The sequence below is a fragment of the Chryseomicrobium imtechense genome (assembly GCF_041475995.1).
GTDB classification, from domain to species: domain Bacteria; phylum Bacillota; class Bacilli; order Bacillales_A; family Planococcaceae; genus Chryseomicrobium; species Chryseomicrobium aureum.
Genome location: NZ_JBGOBM010000006.1, coordinates 134,115 through 159,855 on the forward strand (window position 1 = coordinate 134,115; position 25,741 = coordinate 159,855).

The following is a 25,741-nucleotide window of genomic DNA, read 5'->3' on the forward strand; positions in this document are numbered from 1 at the left end:
TTTACAAGTTATCTGCTAGCAGGTAGTATTATAGATGAAGAATTCCGTGTTTTTTTAGGAGGATTTTTGCCCATGCTCTTTTTTTACATAGTGCTCCCTCTCTTTGTGGCAGTTGGGATTACACTCATTTCATCAAAAATTAGGAGGGACTTAATCGGCTGGGTCGCATTTAGTGTCCCGGTGATTTTATTCGCTCTATTTGCGCGTCATATTCCATCGATTGCTTCGTCGGAATCAATTCAGACGACATTTTCTTGGATTCCTACTTACGGCATCGACCTCACGTTTATCTTAGACGGTTTAAGTCTCATCTTTGTACTACTCATCACAGGTGTTGGCGCCCTCGTCATTTTATATTCCATCTTTTATCTGTCTCCTACAGATTCGTTCACTCATTTCTATACATACTTGTTGCTCTTCATGACCGCAATGCTTGGTGTCGTATTGTCTGACAGCATCATCGTTCTGTATGTATTTTGGGAACTCACAAGTATTTCCTCCTTCTTATTGATCGCTTTCTGGTTCCACCGCAAAAATTCACGAAACGGGGCAATTAAATCTTTATTAATTACAATGACTGGCGGATTTGCTATGCTTGCCGGTTTCTTGATGTTGCATGTGATGACGGGGTCATTTAGTGTTCGAACAATCCTCACTGAGCTCCCACAACTGACAGAACACGCTCTGTTCTACCCGGCAATGGCACTCGTTTTACTTGGAGCCTTTACGAAATCTGCGCAATTCCCCTTCCACATCTGGCTTCCGGATGCGATGGAAGCACCGACTCCTGTTAGTGCATATTTGCACTCTGCAACAATGGTCAAAGCAGGAATCTATTTGATTGCACGTTTTACTCCTGGATTTGGTGGCGACATGTATTGGTTCTGGGTAATCACTGCAGTCGGACTTGTCACGCTCTTCTGGGGTTCATTCAATGCCGTTCGTCAAAATGATTTAAAAGCATTACTCGCCTTCTCGACCATCAGCCAGCTTGGTCTCATCATGACTTTATTAGGCATTGGCTCTGCTGCTGCAAACGTGACAGGCGAGGCGAAAGCGCTCTACACCTTTGCACTTTTCACTGCTCTTTTCCATTTAGTGAATCACTCGACATTCAAAGGTGCATTGTTTATGGTCGTCGGAATCGTCGATCACCAGGTCGGTACGCGAGATTTACGTCGCCTCGGTGGCTTGATGCGCTTCTTACCTATCACATTTGGACTTGCGATCATTGGAAGTTTTTCGATGGCAGGCTTGCCTCTGTTCAACGGGTTCTTGAGCAAAGAGATGTTCTTAACGGCTGTGTTGTCTGTCAGTGAACTGCCGATCCCAGGTGGTGCACAGCTAGGTTGGTTCATCGTATTGGTTGCTTGGGCAGCCAGCTTGTTCACATTTGTCTATAGTATGATTTTGGTCTTCCGTACGTTTACTGGCCGACCAATCATCGACGAAGAATACAAGATCCCACAAGAGGCCTCTGTTGGAATGCTAATTCCACCAAGCATTTTAGCTACGCTGGTGATCGGCTTATTCTTTTTCCCAACAATTCTCAGTGACTACTTGCTAAAGCCTGCCATCGATGTGTTAGTCGACGGTGGCTCTGCACTCGCACCTGACATTTACGCCTGGCACGGGTTTAATACTGAACTTTACTTAACAGTTGCTATTATCGCTCTTGGAAGTCTTGCATATTTCTTACTGAAGAAATGGCGACCGTATTATCAGTACATCCCATCAGAATGGTCATTCAACAACTTGTTCCGTAAAACACTTTCAGGGTATGAACGATTAGGAGAACGCGTTACAACACGCTATATGAATGGCAACTTGCCATCGTACTTCCTATATATTTTCAGCTTCTTTATCATCGCTGTAGGAGTAACGTGGTTTGTGGTCGATCCAATCGCCGTCACATTTGATAGCCCCTCTTCTATCACTGTTTATGAAGGGTTGTTAGCTGTGGTTATGGCAGCTGCTGCTGTTGCGATTCTTTTCGCTCAATCTCGATTGACTGCTATTTTATTAAATGGTGTTCTTGGGTTTTCAATCGCTATTTTCTTCGTGTTCTTCCGAGCGCCAGACTTAGCGCTTACTCAGCTGGTCATTGAAGCCGTCACGACTGTGTTGTTTCTCGTCTGTTTCAATTACTTGCCTGAGTGGAAAGTGGAAAAGCTTTCGGTCACGAAAAAAGTGCGCAACGGTCTCATTGCAATTTTGGGAGGCCTCACGGTGACCATTGTTGGTTTAGCCGTAAACAATTATTCAAAATTTGAAAGCATCTCCAGCTATTATGAAGGTTCGTATGAACTTGCTGGAGGACGCAATATCGTCAATGCGATTCTTGGCGATTTCCGAGCATTCGATACGATGCTGGAAGGGCTCGTTCTATTCATTGCGGGGATTGGCGTCTTTACGCTGATTCGTATGCGTCAAAAGAAAGGAGCGGAACCACGTGAAAATCAATGATGTGATTTTGAAAACGGTCGTCAAAGGCGTCGTATTGATCATCTTGACGCTCAGTATCTACTTGTTCCTTTCTGGTCACCACACGCCTGGTGGTGGCTTCATCGGCGGACTCGTCATGGCCTCTGCATTCGTTCTTCTGTTTTTGACGTATGACGTCGAGACAGTCAGTGAAGGGATTCCGATTTCATTTAAAAAGATGTCGGCTGTCGGAGTATTGATTTCTGTCAGTAGTGCTACATTTCCGATTTTTCTTGGACAGCCTTTCTTGAGCCAAAGTTTTGGCTACTTTGATTTACCCATCTTTGGAAAGACGGAACTTGCTACAGTTACCATCTTTGAAGCTGGAATTGCACTGACTGTGGTTGGTGTAGTTGTAAACATTATCTTAAGTATTAGTGAGGGGTCGAATAAATGGAAAGCATAATTATTGTACTTGTCGGCATTTTGACCTCTGTCGCTATTTATCTAGTACTAAGTAAAAATCTTATTCGTATCATCCTAGGAACGGCCATCCTTTCTCACGCTGTCCACTTATTGATTCTTACAATGGGCGGTCTTAAATCAGGTACCGTTCCACTTCTCGGAGAAAATGCTGAGCGCTATATCGATGCGTTGCCACAAGCACTAATTTTGACGGCTATTGTTATTAGTTTTGCTGTTACAGCATTTGTCCTAGTGCTCGCTTACCGGGTTTACCAAGAATACGGGACAGATCGAATGGATGAGTTAAGGGGGTCCAATGATGAGCAATAGCTTAGTGCTCTTTATGGTGATTCCTATCATCGTCGGAATCATCTTGATTTTCTTCCGTGAAAGCCCAAAACTACAAAGTTGGTTTAGTATCGGTGTATTGACTGGATTGTTTGGTTTAGGTATATACATTTTGCACTACGTCACGAACATTGGAATTCTTCGTCTTGATTTTGGTGGCTGGGAACCCCCTTTTGGAATTCTATTTGTCGCGGACACTTTCTCACTGTTACTTAGTTTGACAACTCTTTTGGTAACAATTATTTGTCTACTTTATGTAGCGCTATCTCCGCGTGACCGAATGATTAATTATTACTTCTACCCACTCGTCTTATTTTTGAATGCAGGAATCATTGGCTCATACATGACAGGTGACATTTTCAATTTATTTGTTTGCTTTGAAGTCATGCTTCTCTCTTCTTACGTACTAATCACACTTGGAGGAAATCGCATTCAATTAAGAGAAGCCATGAAGTATGTCACAATCAACATTGTGTCTTCGTGGTTCTTCCTAGTTGGAATTGCGTTTTTATATGGTTCTGTCGGGACCTTGAACTTTGCACAAATCGCAGAGCGTGTTGCCGAGACAGGAGTCAATCCGCTGTTAACAGTGATCAGCATTGTCTTTTTAACAGTATTCAGCTTAAAAGCCGGTTTACTTCTGTACGTTTGGCTACCAGGCTCGTATAGTTCTACACCGACTGTAACTTCTGCTCTATTCGGTGCACTTTTAACAAAAGTAGGCGTCTATGCATTGTTTCGCGTCTTTACTCTCATCTTCCACGAAGGGGATGTCGTGCCAACGTTTATTGCTGTCATGGCAGGGCTCACATTAATTGGAGGAAGCCTTGGAGCAGTCGCTTATACAGATATTCGAAAGATTGCTGCGTACAACGTGGTCATCGCTGTCGGATTTATGCTTGCTGGACTTGCTATCGGTAACACACTCGCTATTGAAGGAACCATTTATTACATCATTCATGATATGTTTGCGAAAGCTCTGTTGTTCTTGCTCATTGGAACGATGATCTTCTTGACCAATAAAGTACATATCCACGAGATGAGTGGATTATTGAAAAACTACCCTGTCCTTGGCTGGTCATTTTTCATTGTTATTTTATCACTTGCTGGAATTCCCCCTTTCAGTGGATTTATGGGGAAAATTCTCGTGATGGAAGGGGCTCTCGAGAATGGGTCCTACATTCTTCTATTCTTAGCTGTTGCTTCAAGTTTAGCTGTTTTGTATTCTCTGTTACGCATTTTCACACAATGTTTCTGGGGAGAAACCATCATCGGTTCTGATGAACAACGCCCACTACCGGCTATGCGTTTACTGCCTATCCTTGTGTTAGCTGGTATTACACTGGCCCTTGGTCTCGGTGTTGAAGTCCTTGCACCTTATGTGCAAACGGCCGCTACCCTGCTAGACCCTTCTATCTATATAGAGGCTGTATTAGGAGGAAACGAATGATTTTAGAAAGGTGTGACGTCAGTTGCCCGCTCAATTTATATCAAACTTACTAATTGCCGTCTTGTGGACCTTTTTAATGGATGAAGATGCGTTCTACTTCCCAACCTTTTTGACTGGCTATATATTCGGGGCTATCATTGTATTCTTTATGCACCGTTTCTTTGGAAGTAAGTTCTATTTGTTGCGAGTGTATGCACTTATCAAACTTATTTTCATCTTCATTTCTGAATTGTTCCAATCCAGCATCATTGTATTGAAACAAATTTTGAGTCCAACACTAAAGATCAAGCCTGGAATTTTCACTTACGACCACAATATGCAAGGAGATTATGAACTGACAGCGTTAGCCCTATTGTTAACGCTAACTCCCGGCTCTGTTGTGATGGAAGTTTCACCAGATGGGAAAACGTTTTTCATTCATGCAATGGATATGGAAGTCTCACGAGACGCTGTCCTAAAATCCATTCAAACTTTTGAAAAGGCGATTATGGAGGTGACACGCGCATGATGATTCTGTTGACCATTTCACTCATTCTTTTCACGTGCGCCATCTTCATTGCACTCTATCGCATTATCGTCGGGCCATCTATGCCGGACCGTGTTGTGGCTCTTGATATGATTGGTGTTAACCTCGTATCACTAGTCGCGATATTTTCCATCGTGCTTCACACGCATGCGTATCTTGAAGTTATTCTGATTGTAGGAATTCTAGCCTTCATCAGTACGGTAGGTCTTGCACGATTTGTAGAGAGAGGAGAGATTGTTGAGCATGAGCACGATGATCGAATGGATTAGTGTCATTTTAATTTTTATTGGGAGCATTATGGCTGTAATCAGCGCCTTCGGGATTCTTCGTTTACCCGATGTCTATACGCGCTCACATGCCGCTACAAAAAGCTCAACTCTCGCAGTTCTTTTGTCTCTACTCGGTGCATTTATCTTTTTTTGGGTAGATGAAGGGTTTATTAGTATACGGTTACTTCTTGGTATTATCTTTGTCTTCATCACGGCACCTGTAGCCGGTCATATTATCACGCGTGCAGCTTACCGTTCGAAGGTGAAGTTAGCGGATGTATCTGCAGAAGATGCACTTAAACCATTTCTTGAAAAGACTTCAAAAGAAGACTAAACAAAACCACTTCCTCATGTACAGGAAGTGGTTTTTTGACGACATAGTCAGTCCAGCAAAGTGACATCGATGATATCTTCAAGTGAATAAGCGGTTGTATCGAATGGATCTTCCACATGCAAAAGACGTCGCGTCGCATCGACACGCTTGATCTTTCCGCCTCGAATGTGAAATTCCCCATCCCGCCAATACTTGAGTTTGATGTCTGCATTTTGTGCAAGTGCAAGGCCTATCGACTCTTCTAGTTGGCGCAGGTCCCATTCATCGAGTACAGGTCTTTCCACCTTGCCATCGTTTGCGATGTACTCACGAATCATCGCTACATGCTCTGGTAACATCATCGCCGTCCATTTGATCTTTCCCCGATCGCGAATTCGGGAAGGGTCGGGTCTTTCCATCCTCGTCACCTCCTCCAGCATTCACAATCAGTATAGAACAAATGTTCGATTTTATGCAATGGTTATTTTTTCTTGCGCGGGCTTGTTCGAGTTTTCAAGAACCCTTCTACCGTATCCAGTGTAGCAATAACAATGAAGGTGATCAGCAATGTCCACACTGCCCAATTTTTCATGGACTCTGTCTCTGCTTCTGTCTGACCCAGTACCTGCCCAAACTGCAAAAGCGCTTCTTGAGAAAACAGGTCTGGATGGGTTAAGAACAAAATCGTTCCAATCACCCAAAACAAATTAAAGACGAGGTTCCAAAGAGCCATCGGAACTGTCCAATAACTCTTCACCCATTTATAAATCCCAAAACCGACTTCAATGGCAGCGAGCGCAATGACAGCGGGTAGGAAAAACCGTAATGCTTCCTCGTTCAATAACGGCATGGACTGATCTTCCCAATAGAGTCTCAATAAATTGGAGGCATTCAAATAGATACCGACCCAGATGGCTGTCCAAACAAACCCTCCAACGACTGAAGCACGAGAAATTTGACGCTTTGGCGTGGTGAGCGGCTTAAGTTGCGTCGGATCCCACTTAGATAGCGGAAGAGAATCTCGAGATGAACTGTAGCGTTCAATCAAGGCGAAGACTAACCCTACCCAAAATACGGATTGAATGCCAGCTGCCAGCATGGAACCGACTACTTGTAGAATTCCCTGAATGACGGCTTGTCCCCAAGAAAATTCTTCCGAGAAACTCACTAGTACTCCAAGGAGTGCTGTGATTCCGCTGACTAGTAGTGCAATCGGAACAACAATTTTCAATATGGACAAAAATGTTGGATAGAGCGCTGGTCCAATCAAGTGAAGCGGACGCTCTAAATAACGCGAGGCTAAAATAACCGGATCTCCGAGTTGACGCAAGGCATCGAACAGTTCTTCTTGGGACGGGTTATCCGAGGTCATATCAGCAATCGTTGATTCTAGTTCAAGGGCAACATCTTCACGCATGGTCTGTGGCAGCCTTTTTGTGACTTCTGCAATATAGGCGTCTCGGTATATCATACCCCTTCTCCTCCTTCGAGTAAGTTCTGTAAGTTCTCCGACATCTGTTTCCATTCTTGATAAAGCTGTTCAAGTACTTCTTCTCCTAATGCGGTGAGGACATAATATTTGCGTGGTCGGCTTTCTGTTGTATCCCATGTACTAGTGACAAGTTGTTGTTTTTCAAGTCGGCGTAGGAGCGGATAAAGTGTACTTTGATCAATGGAGACGGACGATTGCTCGAGTGCTTGCACGAGTGAATAACCGTATTGCGGGACTTTGAGCTGGCTGAGAACGGCTAATGTCAGTGTTCCCCGGCGCAATTCGGTGAGAAGCGGGCTGACTCTGTCTGTCATCGAATTCCCTCCTTTTTTTTATACTGTATATCATACACTATAGTTCGATGTACATCATTTGTCAATCTAGGAATCATCTAAAAACTTACTAGCAAGATCTTGAGTAATAAAGAAGTTAGCATGTTTGATTAGTTTCCATAAAACGACTTCAGCTCTACAAATAGATTTACTTGTCGTAGAAAGTGAGTTTCTTGGTCTATAAATCGAATCACTTGTTCCATAACGACCGCTCCCCGCGTACAACTAAAAAAACCGGCACCCACAAAAGAGAAATCTCTTTTGTAAGTGCCGGAGTTTCTGAACAGTCGGCTCCACATCTAAATGGAATCGAGTTGCACCTCCTAGCAATCCCGCAAGAAGCCATCGCAAGAGCATTGACAACTAATGTCCCACCGATCATTAGTTTTGTATGGAGACTCCACTCCCGGAATCGTTTCTTCTGAACAACTTCTAACACGACAATAAACCCTATTCCACCAAATTGCATCAAAAACATTAACACGACCTCACCAAACGTGGTGAATGTTGTAGCAGTATCTGCTACGCCGAGCCCTGTTACTGTCGTGGCAGACGTAGCAAAGAAAAATGCGTCTATAACGCTTAACTCCCCTATATGTGCAATCGGCAAATTTAACAAAGCAGTGCCTGTAAAAATAGTAACTAAAAAACTCAACGCTATAATAGCCGCAGGTGAATAATTTTCAGGGTTGATATAGTGCCATTTTTTCATGAGATTCGCCTTCTTCTATAGGTTATGAACCGCCCTCATCAAAGTTCTCAATATCATCGTTGTTCCCGATGACCACAATTAAATCGCCTCGTTGCACTTCCTCGTCTTCTGTAAAACTAAGAATTGTTTGTTGTCCGCGTTGGATGGCCACCAAATTTACATTAAATCGTTTTTGCAAGTCAAGCTCCGATAACTTTTTGCCGATAGAACGCTCGGTTACTTTAATTTCGGCAATACTAAACGAATTGGAAAGTTCGATAAAATCGATAATTTTTGACGAATGCAAGTTATGCGTAATTCGTTTGGCCATATCACGCTCTGGGTGAATGACACGATCTGCACCGATTTTCTCAAGAATTTTGCCATGATTTTCATCATGTGCCTTTGCCCATACTTTGGGTACGCCAAGTTCTTTTAATACCATCGTCGTGAGCACGCTCGCTTGGATATCTTCCCCGAACGACACAAATGCATGATCAATATTTCGTACACCAAATGCCCGCAATGTTTTTTCATCGTACCCACTAGCCACCACAGCTTGCGTAGCGTATTGCGAGTAGTAATCGACTCTCTCCGGATTTAAATCGACAGCGAGTATCTCTTGCTTCATTTCTGCAAGTTCTTTCACGAGACTGCCACCAAAACTGCCAAGTCCAAACACAGCAAATGTTAAATCTCTATCCTTCATACCAATTCACCCTCGCTCTTTGAATAGGAATAACGTACTCCTCCAAGTATTCTTTGTCAATCAAAAAAACATTCCTCACAAATGCGAGAAATGTCTAATTTATGCGTAATGTTGTTGTTCTGAGATTTTTGGTCGAACGCGACTATATACTTCGATTCGTTTGTTGTCCCCAGCAATTGTATAGCGTTCAAATAAGGTCGGAAGCTGGTCGTACATCTCCGTCATGATCCAATGATTTTGCATTGTATCATAGATGGTTTCAAGTTTTGTTCCCCGAGTCCCTACAAAATAAGTTCCACCTGGCATTTCGTGAAGGCTGAACTCCTTGTTTACAGGAAAACGGTGAGGCACATGGTACCCAATAATCCACTCTTGATTTAGAGAAGTCAGGGGTGACACAGGACACAATGCAATAATTTCCTCAGTCCCTTGTATCGTCAAATATCTTTGCAAAGAAACGAGTCGCTTCATGACAGTTTTATTAAGTTTAATAGTCTGATTAGTTGAGCGAGGAATCGATACGGAAATTCCCACCATGTAGCTACGTTCACACTTTACTAAACGGGCTTGCATCGAATCACTCCTTCTACAGCGACTTTCGACAAGTTACGATTTTATTTTACCATAAAAAGGAGGTGTCAACCATTAATTACTCTCAGGGCCACCCAATTCGCGCACTGGCAAATTCCAGTTACAACGTTGGGAGAGTAAACGTAGAGCTAATATGCCGGCAAACACTAAATAGAGCCCTATGTCTGAAGTAATCCAGTCCATTCCGATAATAAAGCCTGCCACAATCGCCCATAGTAAATAGACTTCTTTCGTAAACACGCTAGGCCGCTTCTGCGCAAGGACGTCCCGAATAATTCCTCCACCAGCACCAGTAATGGATGCGGCAAACATCACAGCAAGCAAGGGCATATCCATTGATTGAGCAGCCATAGCACCTTGTACAGCAAAAGCCGACAAGCCTATTGCGTCAAATATCGACCATTCTTTCATGTGGAAGATGAAACTCTTCGGCAATAAAATGAACAGGGTCATTGCCACGAGTGCGATAATGAAGAGGGGCGTCTGTTGCCATACATCTGCTACTGGAAGTCCAATCATCAGATTGCGCACAGCTCCCCCGCCAAACGCTGTAATCAACCCTAAAATGTAGATGCCCATGATGTCATATTTTACTTCCATTGCGACAAGTGCTCCACTTATACAAAAGGCTAAAGTGCCAATAACATTTAATACATCCCAAACCACTGGGCATTACTCCTCTATATATCCATTTGCGAATAGGTCAGACCTTTGAATTCACTCGTGTTATCATAGCATAATTTTTTTGATAAAAGAATTGTAGGGTTTCAAATGCCATAAAGAAATATTAAATAGGAAAATCGTTTGAATTTCGTAACTTGCTTAGGAAATTTTTCTATGAAATACTGAAAGCAGATAAAGAAAGAAGGGTTTTAGGTGTTCCAAAATAAACAGTATCTCCCGATTCGTCTATTCCGTTTTTTCGGATTGGCTGATGGAGTATCCTTACTTATCCTATTGGGCATTGCGGTGCCATTAAAATATCTTGCCGACCTGCCGCTCGCAGTGACCTATGTGGGCTCGATTCATGGTGCCATTTTCATTGCATATGTTATGAGCATCGTCATTGTACAAGTGACTGTCGGATGGAAGATCTACTGGAGCTTGCTGGGTATCGGAGCAGCTTTTATTCCATTTGCTAATTTTGTACTTGACCGGGCCGTGAAAAAGCGAGAAGCTGCATTCAAGACACGCGCGTTCCCCGTACTTTGGCTCGTGTATGCCATCATCTTCTTTTCATTCATGGATTTGTTTGCTCAACTCCCTATTATGAGCACGTTTGCCACAAGCTTAGGCGCCTCTACCTTCGTTGCTGGAATCGCTGTAGGGATGTACTCATTTTCTAATACGGGTGGCAATTTACTGGCAGGTCTTTTAACAGATCGCTTTGGACCTTATAGACTTCTTGTGATTGGTCTTACAGGTACATCGATACTACTTGGTACATATTCATTTGTTGACACGCCAGAAGCCTTGTTGATTGTCCGTTTCTTCCACGGATTTATCGGAGGGTTCATCGTTCCAGCAGCATTCACATTTGTAGCAAATCAAAGTAAAGAGGGGCGGGCCGGCAGTGAGAATGCTATTACCGGTGCGTTTGTAGGAGCTGCAGCTATTATCGGCCCGGCGTTTAGCGGGATCATGGCGGCTCAGACGTCCGCTCCTTTTGTGTTGCGAACGGTCGGTTTATTTGGTGGGTTTCTCTTACTTGCCGCTTTTGTGGTTTTGCGAGGGCAATTGTTTAATCGAAGTACCACTCGACCCGCCAGACTTCCCTTTCATCCTGCTCTAGTTGGAGCGTTCGGTGGTGCATTTTTGATGATGTTTTCGCAAGGCGCACTTGCCTATCTACTTCCACTTCGTGTAGAAGAACTTGGATTCAGCTCCAGTGTTAGCGGAACATTATTAAGTGTATTCGGATTGACCGCTGTTTTGATTTTTATTTCACCTGCGCGTCGCCTATTCGATCAATGGCCCGCACTTACAAATTTCCGAATTGGATTGGTGTTAATCGGTGCCGCACAGTTTGCTCTTGGCATGGCGGAATCTCTTGCGGTCTTCTATGGAATTCTTTTCGTTTACGGGATTGGATTTGCTTTTACATTTCCTTCTATTAATGTATTCCTATATAAAGGTACAAGTGAAGGAAATCGTGGTCGGGCGTATGGTTATTTTTATGCTTTTTTCTCATTAGGTGTCGTATTGGGTTCGTCTGGACTCGCATTTATCAGTTCGAACCCGTCAACACTATTTACTGTAACGGCTGTTGTTCTTACAGCAGGAGCCGTGTTCAGTGGCTTACTTTCAACCACTAGAAAAGAGCGTTCCGAGTAGGAGCGCTCTTTTTTGTATTTGAAAAAACTTGTTGTTTTAACTTTCACATGCTAAAATAGAACAAATGTTCTTATAGAGGAGTGATGACTTTGTTGTACTCAACCGAGCGTGTACACAACCCTGCATTGAAACCCATTGCTCAAGAGCTTCGCCAACTCGCCAACCTATTTGAAAGTTATGCCTATGAAGAATCACATTTCTCATCCTCCACTTTCCAGCGAACAGTCAGTGAAAAAACAAAAGAACTTGCTTTATTGATTCGCCAAGGAACAGATCCTGTCCTCTACGCAGGAGAGGTCGTGCGTGGGTCTGATGGCCGTCTCTACGTGGAAGACACGCCATTTTGTTTAGAGTCTGGGCAATCTCTTGCCTATTGGTCAGAGCATGAACAGCGCCATATCAACTCACGTCTTGCCTATTACAACCGCTTATTTTTAGTGGATCGCCCCCAACTTCAAATAGAAGGATTGCATATCATCATTCGGGAGTAGCTGTTTCAGCATACTTCCAACGATAGCACGATGAAAATGCCATACCGGTAAAAAACCGCCCGGAAATTAATAATTTCCAAGCGGTCTACCTTTAGCGCAGTGTATTTTGTTGTTTAAGTAAATCCCGAATCTCAATGAGTAACTCTTCTTTTGAATCAATCGTCGGGCCTTCTTCCGGCTTCACTTCTTCTTTTCGCTTAAAGCGACCAAGCAGGCGAACAAACATAAAGATGGCAAATGCGACGATTACGAAATCGATAATCGATTGAATAAACACACCATATGTAACATTTGCGTCACCCACAGAGATTGCAAGACCTGAGAAGTCTACACCGCCCATAATCAATCCGATGATTGGGGTAATGATGTTCTCAACAAGTGAAGACACGATTTTCCCAAATGCCGCTCCAATTACAACTGCAATCGCAAGTTCTAACACGTTGCCTTTAAACGCAAACGCTTTAAAATCATTCCACATCCAAATCCCTACCTTTCACAACCATTTCTTTTGATTATACAAAAGCAGAAAACAAATTGATAGCAACTTTTTCGAATAAAAAAGCAGCCCCTGGAGAGACTGCTCTACTATCCTTACGCTTCTGCCATTTTCTTTTCAATCATCGTAACAAACTTCTTTCTTTGCCATGCTTCGTAACGCTGCTTACTCAACTTCTCACGATTCATACAGCCAATCAACTTTTTCAGTTGTTCGTCGGATTCAATTAACTCTCGCGACTGTTCATCATTCCAATACATTTGAAACCAAATTTTGTTGCGCAGAGCATTTATATTTCTTCGAACTTCTCGGTCCGAAGTATCTTTTAACAATGAAACTGCCACGATCGAAACCAAACTAGCCACATGGACTAAGGTCACCATTGTTTTCACTCCTTTTAGATGTAGAGCCGACTGTTCAGAAATTGTGCGAGATGACAGCGTGGGCTGTGAAGCGCTCTTTGCTTCATAGACCGCGATGGCTTCTTGCGGGATTTCTAGGAGGTGCAACTCGATTTCATTCTAGATGTGTAGAACGCTATTTGTTTCTGCTTTTCTTATAATACTTTGGACGTATGTCCAATTGAAAAGGTTTCATACTTTCTTTTCCTTCTTATATATAAGCTACGTTCTACTGTACGGACAATTTTGAATATGGTAAAGTAGTCTTAATTTGAAAAAATGGGAGGTGCTCTACTTGGGAAGGATATTTTCCGTTCTGGTAAAATGGCGAAATTAACGAATTTGTCTCTTTACCACTCACAAACACACGGCCCCCTTTCAACAGACACCTGCTGTTTACGCACGGAACGCTAGGCGCTGGATTACATAGTTGAAAGAGCCACATTACAACATACATTTACGGAGGTGTCACCCTTTTAGGGGACCTATTGGACAGTAGTATATTATGGCTTAACTTAGGATTGGTAGCTTTATTGATTGCACTCACAGCTTTTTTCGTAGGATCTGAGTTCGCAGTCGTTAAAGTGCGTATGTCACGATTGGATCAATTAATTTCAGAAGGCAATCAAACAGCTGCACTCGCAAAGCGGATTACAACAGACTTGGATTATTATTTGTCTGCATGTCGGCTGGGTATCACCGTCACGGCACTCGGTTTAGGATGGCTCGGGGAACCAACTGTTGAAAAATTGTTGCACCCTACATTTGAAAGTCTCGGTATCGGCGATCCATTCGTTTCTGTACTTTCATTCGGTATCGCTTTTAGCTCAGTAACATTTTTATACGTTGTTATAGGAGAACTAGCACCGAAGACACTCGCTATTCAATTCGCAGAACCGATGACCTTACTTCTTGCAAAACCGCTGTATTGGTTCGGAAAAATCATGTTCCCGTTCATTTGGACGTTAAACGGATCAGCTCGTCTTTTACTTCGTCTATTCGGCGTAAAACCTTCTGCACAAGAACTGGCCCACTCTCAAGAAGAGTTAAAGATTATTATGACCCACAGTTATCAAAGTGGGGAGATCAATCAAACGGAGCTTGCGTTCATGCAAAATGTGTTTTCGTTCGATTCACGCGTTGCAAAAGATTTAATGATTCCACGTACAAAGATTGAAACGGTCTCACTTGAATCCACACGCCAAGAATTAATCGATTTTTTCAGTGAACACCAATTTACTCGTTACCCTGTAACAGAAAATCTCGACAAAGACCATATCATTGGGTATATCAATGTAAAAGAAATGCTCACAGCTCTTGCAACAAAAAAAGAGCATGGGCTTCAACATTTTATTAAAGAAATCCCTGTCATCGTGGAAACGACACCATTAGTTGAAATCTTTGAATTGATGAAGACAAGACAATCTCATATCGCCCTAGTTGTCGATGAATTCGGTGGTACTGCCGGTATCGTGACACTTGAAGATTTACTTGAAGAAATCGTGGGAGAGATACGAGATGAATTTGATGAAGATGAAGTAGATGATATTCAGGAAATTGGCGACAACACTTATATCGTGCAGGGCCGCGTGTTGTTAGATGAGTTGCAAGAAAAATTCAATCTTCAGTTCGAGGACTCTGAAAACATCGATACCCTCTCTGGGTGGATGCAGACACAAAAACTTGAACTCGAGACAGGTGATACTGTAGCGACTGAAACATTTTCAGTAGAAGCTGTTGAAGTAGAGCAACACCATATGGAGTCTGCTCGATTGCAAATCATTCCAAAATTACCTGAGCTATCAGAAGAACTTTAATTTACTCAATTTAATGGAGGTGTCACCCTTTTAGGGGACCATTTGGACATAGAAATAGCATTTAATTTATTTATGATTGTGTTTTTAATTGCAGCAACCGCCTTTTTTGTAGGCTCTGAATTCGCTGTAGTTAAAGTACGTTCATCTCGACTCGACCAGTTGATTGCAGAAGGAAATCAAAGTGCTGTACTTGCAAAAAAAGTGACGTCTGACTTAGATTACTATCTATCTGCCTGCCAGTTAGGTATAACAGTTACCGCTCTTGGCCTTGGATTTTTAGGAAAACCGACTGTAGAATTACTTCTTTACCCAGTGTTTCAACAGTATAATTTGCCAGCTTCTGTGATCTCGGTACTATCATTTCTGCTAGCGTTCTCACTTGTGACATTTTTACACGTTGTAGTAGGTGAACTAGCACCGAAAACGTTGGCTATCCAATTTGCAGAACGCATGACTTTATTGCTATCGCGCCCGCTCTATTGGTTCGGAAAAATCATGTTCCCCTTTATCTGGTTCTTGAATGGATCTGGTCGTCTTTTATTGAGTCTGTTTGGTGTAAAGCCAGCAGGACATGATACAGCACACTCTGAAGAAGAGTTAAAGATTCTCATGGCACAGAGTTTTAAAAGTGGAGAATTGAACCAAACCGAGATTGCTTTTATGCATAATATCTTTGCATTTGATGAGCATGTCGCACGTGATTTGATGGTGCCCCGCACAAAAATGGAAACCATCGATATCACAACAACCCATGAAGAAATGCTTCAAGAATTTGAAGAGCATCAATTTACACGATATGCGATTACAGAAGACTACGACAAAGACAAAATTATTGGGTACATCAATGCGAAAGAAATCTTACTTGAGATTGCTGCAGAAACCCTTCAAGATTTTGCGTCTTATGTGAAGCCTCTTCCTGTTGTCTCTGAAACGACACAGCTTGATAAAACCTTTGCAACAATGAAAGCCAACCATGCGCACATGGTATTGGTTGTCGATGAATACGGTGGTACTGCCGGGATGTTGACACTTGAAGACGTCCTTGAAGAGATTGTCGGAGAAATTCGTGATGAGTTTGATACGGATGAAGTCGATGATATCCATGAGATCGGCCCACGTCAATATGAAGTCGACGGGCGTGTTCTATTGTCCGACTTGACGGAACGTTTCTCTATTCACTTCGAAGAATCTGAAGATATCGAGACGATTGCCGGTTGGATCCATGCACGTTCACTCGATGTCCAACAAGGCGATTCGTTTTCAGAACACAACTTCCAATTACGCGTTATTGAATTCGAGCAAAATCATGTAGAGCGCGTTTTATTAACGCTCCCGGATTTGCCGGAGACATCTAACTCTTTATCTGAAGAAGACTAAAAGAGGCTGTGACAAAACCCAGCAAAGGGAGTTTTTCGTCATGAGAAACTCCCTTTTTGTATGTTCTATTGGGTGTAGGGGAAGCGTTCCGCGGGCGCGGGCTGAGCCTCGGTCTCAGCTTCCGCTTATAATCCCGCTGGAGTCACCCCTACACACTTTTCATTTTGTTATCTTTAACTTCATTTGTGGAATTAACTGAGTTATGTCCCTGCCTCTTTTTGTATAAGGCATCGTAAACGTGCTACACTAATTGTATGAAAAAACGCCAAGCTATGAAGATGTTTGGAATAAATAGGTTTGCTATACTAAAAGCACCCTAGTTTAAAGGAAGCGATTTAAAATGACGCAACACGTAAAGAAACAAACGTCTGATAGCTGCGAAGTGGAATGTACGCACCCTGAAGTAGTCGAACGTGTCACACCACTCATCCACCAAGTAGAGGGTGTCGAAACTATATTTAAAGCTTTGTCAGATGCCACACGGATGAAAATCATCTATGCTTTGACACAAGAAGATGAACTATGTGTTTGTGATGTAGCAGCCATTATTGGTACGTCAACCGCAACAGCCTCTCATCACCTGCGCTTACTACGTACAATGGGGATTGCAAAAAACCGCAAACAAGGTAAGCTTGTCTATTATTCGGTAAAAGACCACCACATCACCGATTTAGTGAAAATCGCAATCGAACATCATAATGAATAATCTCATCTCTAGTTCGCAATGAACTAGAGATTTTTTCATTCAAATGTTTATTTGAATATCATTGACACATCCTAGTAACGAGCATATACTAAAATCAATCAAACATTCATTTGAATGTAAAGGAAGTGAATGACATGCCTACACAACCTCATATCTACCGATTAGAAGGCTTGTCGTGTACAAACTGCGCGGCTAAATTCGAAAAAAATATCAAAGAAATCGAGACTGTTAAAGACCTCCAATTAAATTTTGGTGCTTCCAAACTCACAATCACTGGAGATGTCACGATTGAGCAACTTGAAAAAGCGGGTGCTTTTGACGGAATCCGAGTGTATGAGGACTCTAAACGACCTGTACAACGTGAGAAACGTTCTTTTTGGGCTTCATCTGAAAACCGAGCCACAGTTTTTTCATTGTTCTTTTTACTAGCTGCTCTTTTTGTAGACTACGGAACGCCAGCACCGGACTGGACAGCAATCGGACTCTACATCACTGCAATTGTGGTTGGCGGGCTATCTTTGTTCCGTATAGGCTTTTCAAATCTCGTACGCTTTGAGTTTGATATGAAGACATTGATGACGATTGCCATCATTGGGGCAGCCCTCATTGGTGAATGGCAAGAAGGTGCCGTTGTCGTATTACTTTTTGCTTTTAGTGAAGCACTAGAAGGATATTCGATGGATAGAGCTCGTCAGTCCATACGCAGTCTGATGGACATTGCACCAAGCGAAGCAATCATACGACGCAAGGATCAACTGCTCACTTTAGATGTAAACGACATTCAAATTGGGGATACTCTGCTTGTGAAGCCTGGTCAGAAAATTGCGATGGACGGAATTGTAGCGTCTGGTGAATCTGCTATCAATGAAGCGGCTATTACTGGGGAATCTATGCCGAAATTCAAACAAATTGGCGATGAAGTCTTTGCAGGCTCTTTAAATGAAGAAGGATTCTTAGAAGTAACCGTAACAAAACGCGTCGAAGATACAACAATTGCTAAGATTATTCATCTCGTAGAAGAAGCACAAGCTGAAAAAGCACCTTCCCAACAGTTTGTCGATCGCTTCGCTGCATATTATACACCCGCAATAGTACTGATCGCGCTCTTTGTTGCCGTCCTCCCTCCTCTTGCATTTTCAGGAGATTGGTCGGAATGGATTTATCGAGGGCTAACAGTTTTAGTCGTAGGATGTCCTTGTGCACTTGTCGTTTCTACTCCCGTTGCAATCGTCACAGCTATTGGCAATGCTGCAAAGAACGGTGTATTGATTAAAGGTGGCGTCTATTTAGAAGAGCTCGGGCGTATTCGTGCTATCGCATTTGATAAGACAGGCACTTTATCGGAAGGGCGCCCTGCCGTGACAGACATTATTCCTTTTCACTCGTATACATCTGAGCAAGTCATTGCACTTGCGGCTGGAATCGAACAGTTTTCGCAGCATCCACTAGCTTCTGCGATTGTACGGTACGGGGAATCTCAAGGAATTCCTGCAGTTCAGGTATCCGAATTTCGTTCTCTAACAGGAAAAGGTGCCCAAGGTATGATTGAAGGGCAACTCGTTCAAATCGGAAGTCCAGAATTATTTATAGACCACAAAAAGTTTACACCTGAACTCGAATGGACTATAGGAAACTTACAACAAAACGGAAAAACGGTGATGGTTCTCGGAGACGATTCACAACTACTTGGTCTAGTAGCTGTAGCCGACCCACTCCGGAGTGTCAGCCCATCAGTCATTGAACGCTTGAAAGAAATTGGTATTGAAAAGCTTGTCATGTTGACTGGAGACAATGCGATCACTGCTAATGCAATCAATCAAAAACTAGGACTTGATGCTGTTGAAGCAAGCTTACTACCCGAGCAAAAGCTTGAAAAAATTCGCGAGCTTCAAGCGAAACATGGTTCTGTCGCAATGGTCGGTGATGGCGTGAATGATGCACCCGCTCTTGCCAGTGCGACCGTTGGAATTGCCATGGGGGGCGCTGGAACAGACACAGCCCTTGAAACCGCAGACATCGCTCTACTTGCAGATGATTTGACGAAGCTCCCTTATACGATGGGACTCAGTCGCAAAACTCTTGCAGTTATCAAACAAAATATCGGATTTGCCCTTGCTATCAAAGTGCTCGCCTTGTTGTTGATCATCCCAGGCTGGTTAACACTCTGGATGGCCGTGTTGGCAGACGTGGGTTCAACTGTACTAGTCGTACTGAACTCCATGCGTCTGTTACGCGTGAAGGAATAAGTACAAAGACCCGAACCAGTTGTGGTTCGGGCCTTTTTATGCTCCTTATTTAGCGACGATTAATTCCATACGTACAGTCTTCAATACATGACCATCAAAATCCTCTTCAAATTCGCGGACTACCTCAAAACCTTTAGCTGCATAGAATGAAAGTCCAGACCAATTCTCTTTCTCTACATTGATCCATACGGACCGCACGCCCGAAAGTTCTTCGATTCCACGCTTTAGTAGAGACGAGCCTATTCCTTTCCCTTGATACTGAGGGTGTAGATAGATCGCTGCGAGTTCGGCGGACCCGTCTTCTTTCACGGTCGAATAGTTTGCAAAACCGACAATGCGCTCCCCTTCTTCCGCCACTAAAAATAACGAATGCTCTAGGCGACGCTGTAATTGCTCAGAGTTATACGCCATCTTCAAAAAGTTTGCCTGAACGTCAAGGGGAATAATATCTTCATATGTGCTGTTCCAAGAGGTTCTCGCCACATCTTGAACACTTTCCACATCGTCTTCTCTCATATGCCGGATTGTAAGTGTCATCGCCATCTGCCTTCCTGCTCATCGGTGCCTTTGTTGTTTAATTATACCATTTCGAGAAAACTAGTTGAGAAGAAAAATAAATCTCGATTTCCGACCTTCTCGCTTCATTTCTGAAGTCTTATTTAGTATAATTATAAAGTGAGAATGATTCTCTTAGGGTCATTCGAATGCAAACCATTTTTCACGATCTGAATTAAAGGAGGAGAATTGAGAATGGAAAACAACAATCAAAACCCAGGACACACAGCTGCTGGTGACGGACAATGCCCGGTTACAGGTATGGGTGCAGGCCATAAAGACAGCGCAATCACGACATCTAAGAAACCTGGTGGCACAAACAACAAAGACTGGTGGCCAAATATGCTCAACCTGAACATTTTGCGCCAGCACGATACGAAAGCAAATCCGTTCGGGACTGACTTCGATTATAAAGAGGAGTTCTCTAAGCTCGATTATGATGCGTTAAAAGAGGATCTTCGCAAACTCATGACAGATAGCCAAGACTGGTGGCCAGCAGATTATGGTCATTACGGCGGTCTATTCATTCGTATGTCATGGCACGCAGCGGGTACATACCGCACTTTCGACGGCCGTGGCGGTGGGAACACAGGAAACCAACGTTTCGCTCCACTAAACAGCTGGCCAGATAACGTCAACTTAGACAAAGCACGTCGTCTACTTTGGCCTATCAAACAAAAGTACGGAAACAAGATTTCTTGGGCTGACCTTCTAGTACTTACTGGAAACGTGGCACTTGAGTCTATGGGCTTCAAAACATTCGGTTTCGCAGCAGGACGCGAAGATATTTGGCATCCAGAAGAAGATGTGTACTGGGGGAACGAAAAAGAGTGGTTGGCAGACAACCGTTACTCCGGTGACCGTGAACTTGAAAATCCACTAGCTGCGGTTCAAATGGGTCTGATCTACGTAAACCCAGAAGGACCAAACGGAAAACCAGATCCACTTGCATCTGCTAAAGACATCCGTGATACATTCGCGCGTATGGGAATGAACGATGAAGAAACAGTTGCACTTATTGCAGGTGGTCACACATTCGGTAAAACTCACGGTGCTGGTGATCCATCTCAAGTTGGAGATGACCCTGAAGCAGCAGATATCGAAAACCTAGGTTTAGGTTGGTTGAGTAGCCATAAGTCTGGTAAGGGACGCGACACGATTTCTTCAGGTCTTGAAGGCGCTTGGACAGCAAACCCTACACAATGGGACAACGGGTTCTGGGTACAACTCTTTGAATACGATTGGGAATTAACAAAAAGCCCAGCCGGTGCCTACCAGTGGATTGCGAAAGACTTAAAAGACGAAGACAAAGCTCCAGATGCAGAAGATTCTAGCAAAAAAGTACCGACGATGATGTCAACTGCTGATATGGCTCTAAAAATCGATCCAGATTACGAGAAAATCTCTCGCCGCTTCTACGAAGACCATGCAGCATTCGAAGATGCATTTGCACGCGCTTGGTTCAAACTTCTTCACCGCGACATGGGACCTAAAGATCGTTACTGGGGACCTGAAGTACCAGAAGAGGAATTGATTTGGCAAGATCCAGTTCCAACAGTAGACTATACATTGTCTAACGAAGAAATTGCGGATTTAAAAGAAAAAATCTTGGCTACAGACCTAACAGTAAGCGAACTTGTAAAAGTAGCTTGGGCTTCTGCAAGCACATTCCGCCACACAGATATGCGCGGAGGCGCGAACGGTGCGCGTATCCGTTTTGCTCCACAACGCAGCTGGGAAGCAAACGAGCCACAACTTCTTGAGAAGGCTTTGAAGATCTACGAAGACCTACAAGCTGGACTTGAAAAACATGTGAGCTTGGCTGACCTAATCGTTCTTGGTGGAACAGCAGCAGTTGAAAAAGCAGCACGTGATGCTGGCTTTGATATTGTCGTTCCATTCTCACCAGGCCGCGGTGATGCAACGGAAGAACAAACAGACGCAGAAAGCTTCGAAGTACTCGAGCCAATCTCTGATGGTTTCCGTAACTATCAGAAAGCAGAGTACCCAACAAGCCCTGAAGAAATGCTAGTCGACAAAGCGCATCTACTTGGTCTAACAGCTCCTGAAATGACAGTTCTTGTAGGTGGACTACGTGCTCTTGGTGCAAACCATGGAGATACGAAACACGGCGTATTCGGTGAACAAACTGGCAAGTTGACGAACGACTTCTTCGTAAACTTACTAGATATGAACATCGAATGGAAACCAGCAGGCTTCAACCAATACGAAGGCCGCAACCGTAAGTCTGGCGAAGTAAAACACACAGCTACGCGCTTCGACCTAGTATTCGGTTCAAACTCAATCCTTCGCGCACTTGCAGAAGTGTATGCACAAGACGACAACAAACAGAAATTTGTTAACGACTTTGCAAAAGCTTGGGTAAAAGTGATGGATGCTGACCGTTTCGACTTAAAAAACTAAATGAATGAAAAGAAGCACGTGACTTCCATTTCGGAGGTCACGTGCTTTTTATAATGGAAATTTTAATGTAATGGTCGTTCCTTTTTGAACTTCACTAGTTATGGAGAACGTCCCTTCTAGCTCTCGGACAAGTTGTTGCGTCACACGAAGCCCCTGCCCTGCAATTGAACTGCCCGATCCATAAGTAAGATCCATCAGTCCGACAAGCTGATCTTGAGCAATCCCAATTCCACTGTCATCCACATAGATGTACAGCCAGTTACGCTTGATCATCGCTGAGAGCGTCACTTGTCCTCCTTTAGGAGTGGCATCTAGTGCGTTTTTGACGAGATTGATCAGTACTTGTTTCACTTGTACATATTGAACCTCTACTTCTTCTAATAGATCGATATCCACTGTCATCCGCACACCTTTTTGTTCCGCGTAAGGTCTCAGACTGTCTACCACTTCCTCAGTAAGTATGCTTAGTGATTTTTTATCCGTCCCCATCAAAGCATCTTGTCCCGAGGTGTAGTGATTCAGTGCTTGATTCAATTGTTCTAGCTCCACTTCAATTGCTACTAATTTCGCATTGTCTGCGGAACTGAATTTTCCTTTTAGCTCTCTCAAGTGTTTTTCCGCCTGCTCAATGTGACTCGTTAATTGATTACCAAGCAACTCGCCCACCTCTGTAATGTAGTTCACCTTCTCTGTCGTCAATGCCTCATTTTTCAGTGTAGTATAGTGACGCATATTTTCGGAGAAATAAATAAACGATACACTCGAGACAATATAAAGGATGAACATGCTGCTAAATACCGGAAACGCAATCTCTCGTAGTTCTGGAAGTTGTCCATTCAGTGTAAAGTGTGTCACGATTCCGCCGATGGCCATCCCCCAAGCAATAATACCCAGTCCGCCACTTGCCAAAATGCGGCGCTGGAAAGAGAGCCTTAAGAATCCACGACGCACGAATAAAAATACTAGGATCAACGCTGCGGCTACGCCCACTACAATCAATGCACCTTGAAATCCTCCGAGTGAGAAGCGGAAGAGAATAATGAGCGTAGCTGTGATACCTCCACTTAAAATCCCTCCGTATACTATTGAAATCAGTAGTGCGACCCACCTAAGATCCCAAAGAAACCCGTCTCCTGAAACCATCGGAAATTGCATACAAAGAATAGCGGCGAGTCCAAGAAGGACACCTAAAAATACACGAGCACCGATGGAATTATAGTTCGAGATGATGAACTGGAAAAAGTACAAGGGTGTGAGAATCAATAAAAAATTTAATAAGACATCTGCAAAAAGGACTTCCATGACACCCTCCTATACTTTCAAGATGAAGAGGGTTTGGTCATCTTCCACGGGCAGTGGTTCGAGAGCATTGACTCGATTCAATACGACTTTTGCAAGTTCTGCTGCAGACAGTGTAAAGTCTGCTTCTTCAAGCGCTCGCCGTAAATGTTCCCCATCATCTGATTTATTTTTCTTTCGTTCTGTTAAGCCATCTGTAAATAATACGAGGATATCGCCTTCTTCAAGTTCCAACCGCATTTCTTTAAATGTAGCATCTTCTAAAATACCGAGTAGTGGACCGGTAGGCATTAATTCTCGATAAGTCTTTGTTTTATAGTTGTAGAGAATTCCAGGTTCGTGACCCGCAGATCCATAACATAAAACACGGGTCTGCTGATTGTAGGAACCTTTGAACATGGTGATAAAACGACTCGCCTCCATGTACGTATGCGAAAATGAATTAATTTTAGACAACACAGCTGCTGGTGACTCACGTAGTTCCATCGCAAATTGCATCATCGTCATCTGAATGGCAGCTGGAATCCCTTTTCCTGAGACATCTGCAACCCCAAACACTATTTCTTCACCGTGCGGAATGACTGTGTAAAAATCCCCGTTCAATTCCTTAAATGCTTTACTTACAACACCCATGTCGAGTGGCAATGCAGTGCGCTCCATGGCGTCGAATAAATCTTGTTGCACTTTTGCGGCAAGACCAATCTCAACTTGAACGGCTTGGTGTTCGCGTTCAAGCGCTCGGAGTTTCAGAGGTTCTGTAATGTCTTTGAATGTGACGAGCACCCCTTGCGTTGCGCCGCGTTCGACGACAGGTTGAACAAAGTATTCAATGGGAAACGATTTACCATCTTTGCGCCAAAACTGATCTTCCGCTACAAAGGAGTATTCGGCAGTTTCTAGAGAGAGATAGATAGGACTGTCTTCCATATAATGAGGTCTACCATTCTTTTTGGTGTGATGGATAATAGGATGAATCAATCGACCAACCAATTCATCTCTTCGGAATCCAAGCATTTTCGAAGCTGCGTCATTGATGAATGTCAGTCTCCCTTGCAAGTCGACTCCGAAAATCCCTTCACCAACGGTATTCAAGAAGCGCTCGTAAGTCTCAGATAATTGTTCAATCTCGCGGTACGGTTTTTCACCAAACTGGATATACAGCAAGATAAATAGATAGACAAGCGCTCCCATTTTCATAAGATGTGCCCCGATATAGGTAATGTGACCGGGCGCTCCCGATAAGAGTACAAGATAGAAAAACATATAGTAGATGGCAATCGGTAAGATGAACGAATTCTCAAATGTCGTCAATTTGAGTTCTTTTCGTCCAAACTTCAACCATAGTACTACACCAATATGACCGACAGCTAAAAGAAACAGTCCAATGCGGATGTAGTAACGTGTCTCCACCTGTTCAGGCAAGACAGCTTGAAGTACGAAAATGAGACTAACAACTGACACAATATAGAAAATCGTGACAAGAATACTTGCTCCTTTAAAGTTTTGCAGTTGAATCGGTTGTCGTCGTTGCAGAATCAAGAGCAACAGCATACCTAGCTCGGTGACTCGAGCAATAAACCAAAAATCTCTGGACATCTCAGGAGTTGTAAAAAAGGATGCTGGCATTCCAGGGAACGTCAGTAGATGAAACAGATCGAAGAGGCCGATTGCCAAGAAAATTCCAGCTAAAATTATATTGTTGTAGGAATCACCAATACGCGTATACAACCATGCCTGTACAGCTATCATTAAAGCTATAAAGGAGCTTGTGACTGTCAAAATGATATAGACAACCAAATATATGGGTGCCTCTGTATTCGAATCTGGAAAGCCCAGTAGTGTTTTACCTATAACTACAGCTACAAGCAAAAGACCAAAAAGGAATGCCCCTCGTGCGTGATGGATCAATGGTTGGATAGGTCATTCCTCCTTCGTAAAAAACTTTATACTATGTATTATCACAGATTTGACAAAGATTGTACAAC

General features: G+C 43.2%; 26 protein-coding genes. 14 read left to right on the top strand and 12 right to left on the bottom strand.

Annotated features, from left to right (window positions below; translation table 11 throughout):
- The first annotated feature begins 72 nt into the window (after positions 1-72).
- From AB5N96_RS07880 to AB5N96_RS07910, 7 genes are read left to right on the top strand one after another with little or no spacing between them, the layout of a single operon-like run.
- On the top strand, positions 73-2,466 hold the full coding sequence (locus AB5N96_RS07880) for a Na+/H+ antiporter subunit A (RefSeq protein ID WP_204589449.1): 2,394 nt from the start codon (positions 73-75) through the stop codon (positions 2,464-2,466).
- Positions 2,453-2,890 carry a Na(+)/H(+) antiporter subunit B gene (locus AB5N96_RS07885; RefSeq protein ID WP_204589448.1) on the top strand — a complete coding sequence of 146 codons (438 nt, stop codon included), beginning with the start codon at positions 2,453-2,455 and terminating at the stop codon, positions 2,888-2,890. Before AB5N96_RS07880 ends, AB5N96_RS07885 begins: the two co-directional genes overlap by 14 nt.
- Complete coding sequence (locus AB5N96_RS07890) at positions 2,878-3,219, top strand: Na(+)/H(+) antiporter subunit C (RefSeq protein ID WP_499705167.1); 342 nt, start codon at positions 2,878-2,880, stop codon at positions 3,217-3,219. Before AB5N96_RS07885 ends, AB5N96_RS07890 begins: the two co-directional genes overlap by 13 nt.
- Positions 3,209-4,687: a Na+/H+ antiporter subunit D gene (locus tag AB5N96_RS07895; protein ID WP_499705168.1), complete on the top strand. Its 1,479-nt coding sequence runs from the start codon at positions 3,209-3,211 to the stop codon at positions 4,685-4,687. The genes AB5N96_RS07890 and AB5N96_RS07895 overlap by 11 nt, the downstream gene beginning before the upstream one ends.
- 22 nt (positions 4,688-4,709) lie before the next feature.
- Positions 4,710-5,195 carry a Na+/H+ antiporter subunit E gene (locus AB5N96_RS07900; RefSeq protein ID WP_204589445.1) on the top strand — a complete coding sequence of 162 codons (486 nt, stop codon included), beginning with the start codon at positions 4,710-4,712 and terminating at the stop codon, positions 5,193-5,195.
- Entirely contained in the window at positions 5,192-5,482 is a 291-nt protein-coding gene (locus AB5N96_RS07905; RefSeq protein ID WP_499705169.1) for a Na(+)/H(+) antiporter subunit F1, read from the top strand. Before AB5N96_RS07900 ends, AB5N96_RS07905 begins: the two co-directional genes overlap by 4 nt.
- Positions 5,466-5,816: a Na+/H+ antiporter subunit G gene (locus tag AB5N96_RS07910; protein ID WP_499705233.1), complete on the top strand. Its 351-nt coding sequence runs from the start codon at positions 5,466-5,468 to the stop codon at positions 5,814-5,816. Before AB5N96_RS07905 ends, AB5N96_RS07910 begins: the two co-directional genes overlap by 17 nt.
- Positions 5,817-5,863: 47 nt before the next feature.
- On the opposite strand, the gene AB5N96_RS07915 is transcribed toward AB5N96_RS07910, so the two are convergent.
- The 7 genes from AB5N96_RS07915 to AB5N96_RS07945 form a co-directional block, all read right to left on the bottom strand.
- Complete coding sequence (locus tag AB5N96_RS07915) at positions 5,864-6,214, bottom strand: YolD-like family protein (protein ID WP_499705170.1); 351 nt, start codon at positions 6,212-6,214, stop codon at positions 5,864-5,866.
- A 62-nt stretch (positions 6,215-6,276) separates the two neighbouring features.
- A complete protein-coding gene (locus AB5N96_RS07920) occupies positions 6,277-7,266 on the bottom strand; it encodes an HAAS signaling domain-containing protein (protein ID WP_499705171.1) in 990 nt (329 codons plus the stop codon).
- On the bottom strand, positions 7,263-7,601 hold the full coding sequence (locus AB5N96_RS07925) for a PadR family transcriptional regulator (protein ID WP_204589438.1): 339 nt from the start codon (positions 7,599-7,601) through the stop codon (positions 7,263-7,265). Before AB5N96_RS07925 ends, AB5N96_RS07920 begins: the two co-directional genes overlap by 4 nt.
- Before the next feature lie 208 nt (positions 7,602-7,809).
- Positions 7,810-8,331 (bottom strand): hypothetical protein, encoded by a 522-nt coding sequence (locus AB5N96_RS07930; protein WP_499705172.1) that lies wholly within the window; start codon positions 8,329-8,331, stop codon positions 7,810-7,812.
- Between the two features lie 22 nt (positions 8,332-8,353).
- Positions 8,354-9,019, bottom strand: a complete 666-nt coding sequence (locus AB5N96_RS07935; protein ID WP_204589435.1) for a potassium channel family protein — start codon at positions 9,017-9,019, stop codon at positions 8,354-8,356.
- 99 nt (positions 9,020-9,118) lie between these two features.
- The gene (locus tag AB5N96_RS07940) at positions 9,119-9,592 is read right to left on the bottom strand and encodes a GyrI-like domain-containing protein (RefSeq protein WP_204589434.1); all 474 of its coding nucleotides are present in this window, start codon (positions 9,590-9,592) and stop codon (positions 9,119-9,121) included.
- A 72-nt stretch (positions 9,593-9,664) separates the two neighbouring features.
- A complete protein-coding gene (locus tag AB5N96_RS07945; RefSeq protein WP_204589433.1) occupies positions 9,665-10,276 on the bottom strand; it encodes a TRIC cation channel family protein in 612 nt (203 codons plus the stop codon).
- A gap of 210 nt (positions 10,277-10,486) precedes the next feature.
- Between AB5N96_RS07945 and AB5N96_RS07950 the strand changes: the two genes are divergently transcribed.
- Both AB5N96_RS07950 and AB5N96_RS07955 read left to right on the top strand, forming a co-directional pair.
- A complete protein-coding gene (locus AB5N96_RS07950; RefSeq protein ID WP_499705173.1) occupies positions 10,487-11,944 on the top strand; it encodes an MFS transporter in 1,458 nt (485 codons plus the stop codon).
- An 89-nt stretch (positions 11,945-12,033) separates the two neighbouring features.
- Positions 12,034-12,435, top strand: a complete 402-nt coding sequence (locus AB5N96_RS07955) for a hypothetical protein (RefSeq protein ID WP_499705174.1) — start codon at positions 12,034-12,036, stop codon at positions 12,433-12,435.
- A gap of 91 nt (positions 12,436-12,526) precedes the next feature.
- Here AB5N96_RS07955 and mscL read toward each other — a convergent pair whose 3' ends face one another.
- Positions 12,527-12,913 carry a large conductance mechanosensitive channel protein MscL gene (gene mscL, locus AB5N96_RS07960; RefSeq protein WP_499705175.1) on the bottom strand — a complete coding sequence of 129 codons (387 nt, stop codon included), beginning with the start codon at positions 12,911-12,913 and terminating at the stop codon, positions 12,527-12,529.
- Positions 12,914-13,026: 113 nt separating this feature from the next.
- The gene (locus AB5N96_RS07965) at positions 13,027-13,314 is read right to left on the bottom strand and encodes a hypothetical protein (RefSeq protein ID WP_204589428.1); all 288 of its coding nucleotides are present in this window, start codon (positions 13,312-13,314) and stop codon (positions 13,027-13,029) included.
- A 506-nt stretch (positions 13,315-13,820) separates the two neighbouring features.
- Here AB5N96_RS07965 and AB5N96_RS07970 point away from each other — a divergent pair.
- The 4 genes from AB5N96_RS07970 to AB5N96_RS07985 all read left to right on the top strand — a co-directional run bounded on the left by AB5N96_RS07970 (position 13,821) and on the right by AB5N96_RS07985 (position 19,478).
- Entirely contained in the window at positions 13,821-15,149 is a 1,329-nt protein-coding gene (locus tag AB5N96_RS07970) for a hemolysin family protein (protein WP_204589427.1), read from the top strand.
- A 42-nt stretch (positions 15,150-15,191) separates the two neighbouring features.
- A complete protein-coding gene (locus tag AB5N96_RS07975) occupies positions 15,192-16,526 on the top strand; it encodes a hemolysin family protein (protein WP_499705176.1) in 1,335 nt (444 codons plus the stop codon).
- 340 nt (positions 16,527-16,866) lie between these two features.
- The gene (locus AB5N96_RS07980; protein WP_204589426.1) at positions 16,867-17,232 is read left to right on the top strand and encodes an ArsR/SmtB family transcription factor; all 366 of its coding nucleotides are present in this window, start codon (positions 16,867-16,869) and stop codon (positions 17,230-17,232) included.
- Positions 17,233-17,366: 134 nt separating this feature from the next.
- Entirely contained in the window at positions 17,367-19,478 is a 2,112-nt protein-coding gene (locus AB5N96_RS07985; RefSeq protein ID WP_499705177.1) for a heavy metal translocating P-type ATPase, read from the top strand.
- A gap of 45 nt (positions 19,479-19,523) precedes the next feature.
- Here the strand turns inward: AB5N96_RS07985 and AB5N96_RS07990 are convergent, their stop codons facing one another.
- Positions 19,524-20,015: a GNAT family N-acetyltransferase gene (locus AB5N96_RS07990; protein WP_204589573.1), complete on the bottom strand. Its 492-nt coding sequence runs from the start codon at positions 20,013-20,015 to the stop codon at positions 19,524-19,526.
- 213 nt (positions 20,016-20,228) lie between these two features.
- Here AB5N96_RS07990 and katG point away from each other — a divergent pair, with 213 nt between their 5' ends.
- Positions 20,229-22,457: a catalase/peroxidase HPI gene (katG, locus tag AB5N96_RS07995; protein ID WP_499705178.1), complete on the top strand. Its 2,229-nt coding sequence runs from the start codon at positions 20,229-20,231 to the stop codon at positions 22,455-22,457.
- Positions 22,458-22,505: 48 nt separating this feature from the next.
- On the opposite strand, the gene AB5N96_RS08000 is transcribed toward katG, so the two are convergent.
- Positions 22,506-23,759 carry an ATP-binding protein gene (locus tag AB5N96_RS08000; RefSeq protein WP_499705179.1) on the bottom strand — a complete coding sequence of 418 codons (1,254 nt, stop codon included), beginning with the start codon at positions 23,757-23,759 and terminating at the stop codon, positions 22,506-22,508.
- A gap of 9 nt (positions 23,760-23,768) precedes the next feature.
- Complete coding sequence (locus AB5N96_RS08005; RefSeq protein ID WP_499705180.1) at positions 23,769-25,664, bottom strand: SpoIIE family protein phosphatase; 1,896 nt, start codon at positions 25,662-25,664, stop codon at positions 23,769-23,771.
- Positions 25,665-25,741: the final 77 nt, after the last annotated feature.

Excerpts from the sequence above, each read along its gene's own strand:
- AB5N96_RS07965 (WP_204589428.1), bottom strand. The coding sequence starts at position 13,314 with ATGGTGACCTTAGTCCATGTGGCTAGTTTGGTTTCGATCGTGGCAGTT.
- AB5N96_RS07915 (WP_499705170.1), bottom strand. The coding sequence starts at position 6,214 with ATGGAAAGACCCGACCCTTCCCGAATTCGCGATCGGGGAAAGATCAAA.
- katG (WP_499705178.1), top strand. The coding sequence starts at position 20,229 with ATGGAAAACAACAATCAAAACCCAGGACACACAGCTGCTGGTGACGGA.
- AB5N96_RS07990 (WP_204589573.1), bottom strand. The coding sequence starts at position 20,015 with ATGACACTTACAATCCGGCATATGAGAGAAGACGATGTGGAAAGTGTT.
- AB5N96_RS07925 (WP_204589438.1), bottom strand. The coding sequence starts at position 7,601 with ATGACAGACAGAGTCAGCCCGCTTCTCACCGAATTGCGCCGGGGAACA.
- AB5N96_RS08000 (WP_499705179.1), bottom strand. The coding sequence starts at position 23,759 with ATGGAAGTCCTTTTTGCAGATGTCTTATTAAATTTTTTATTGATTCTC.
- AB5N96_RS07895 (WP_499705168.1), top strand. The coding sequence starts at position 3,209 with ATGAGCAATAGCTTAGTGCTCTTTATGGTGATTCCTATCATCGTCGGA.
- AB5N96_RS07985 (WP_499705177.1), top strand. The coding sequence starts at position 17,367 with ATGCCTACACAACCTCATATCTACCGATTAGAAGGCTTGTCGTGTACA.
- AB5N96_RS07980 (WP_204589426.1), top strand. The coding sequence starts at position 16,867 with ATGACGCAACACGTAAAGAAACAAACGTCTGATAGCTGCGAAGTGGAA.
- AB5N96_RS07930 (WP_499705172.1), bottom strand. The coding sequence starts at position 8,331 with ATGAAAAAATGGCACTATATCAACCCTGAAAATTATTCACCTGCGGCT.
- AB5N96_RS07910 (WP_499705233.1), top strand. The coding sequence starts at position 5,466 with ATGATCGAATGGATTAGTGTCATTTTAATTTTTATTGGGAGCATTATG.
- AB5N96_RS07940 (WP_204589434.1), bottom strand. The coding sequence starts at position 9,592 with ATGCAAGCCCGTTTAGTAAAGTGTGAACGTAGCTACATGGTGGGAATT.
- AB5N96_RS07920 (WP_499705171.1), bottom strand. The coding sequence starts at position 7,266 with ATGATATACCGAGACGCCTATATTGCAGAAGTCACAAAAAGGCTGCCA.
- AB5N96_RS07880 (WP_204589449.1), top strand. The coding sequence starts at position 73 with ATGCTCTTTTTTTACATAGTGCTCCCTCTCTTTGTGGCAGTTGGGATT.
- AB5N96_RS07935 (WP_204589435.1), bottom strand. The coding sequence starts at position 9,019 with ATGAAGGATAGAGATTTAACATTTGCTGTGTTTGGACTTGGCAGTTTT.
- mscL (WP_499705175.1), bottom strand. The coding sequence starts at position 12,913 with ATGTGGAATGATTTTAAAGCGTTTGCGTTTAAAGGCAACGTGTTAGAA.
- AB5N96_RS07890 (WP_499705167.1), top strand. The coding sequence starts at position 2,878 with ATGGAAAGCATAATTATTGTACTTGTCGGCATTTTGACCTCTGTCGCT.
- AB5N96_RS07905 (WP_499705169.1), top strand. The coding sequence starts at position 5,192 with ATGATGATTCTGTTGACCATTTCACTCATTCTTTTCACGTGCGCCATC.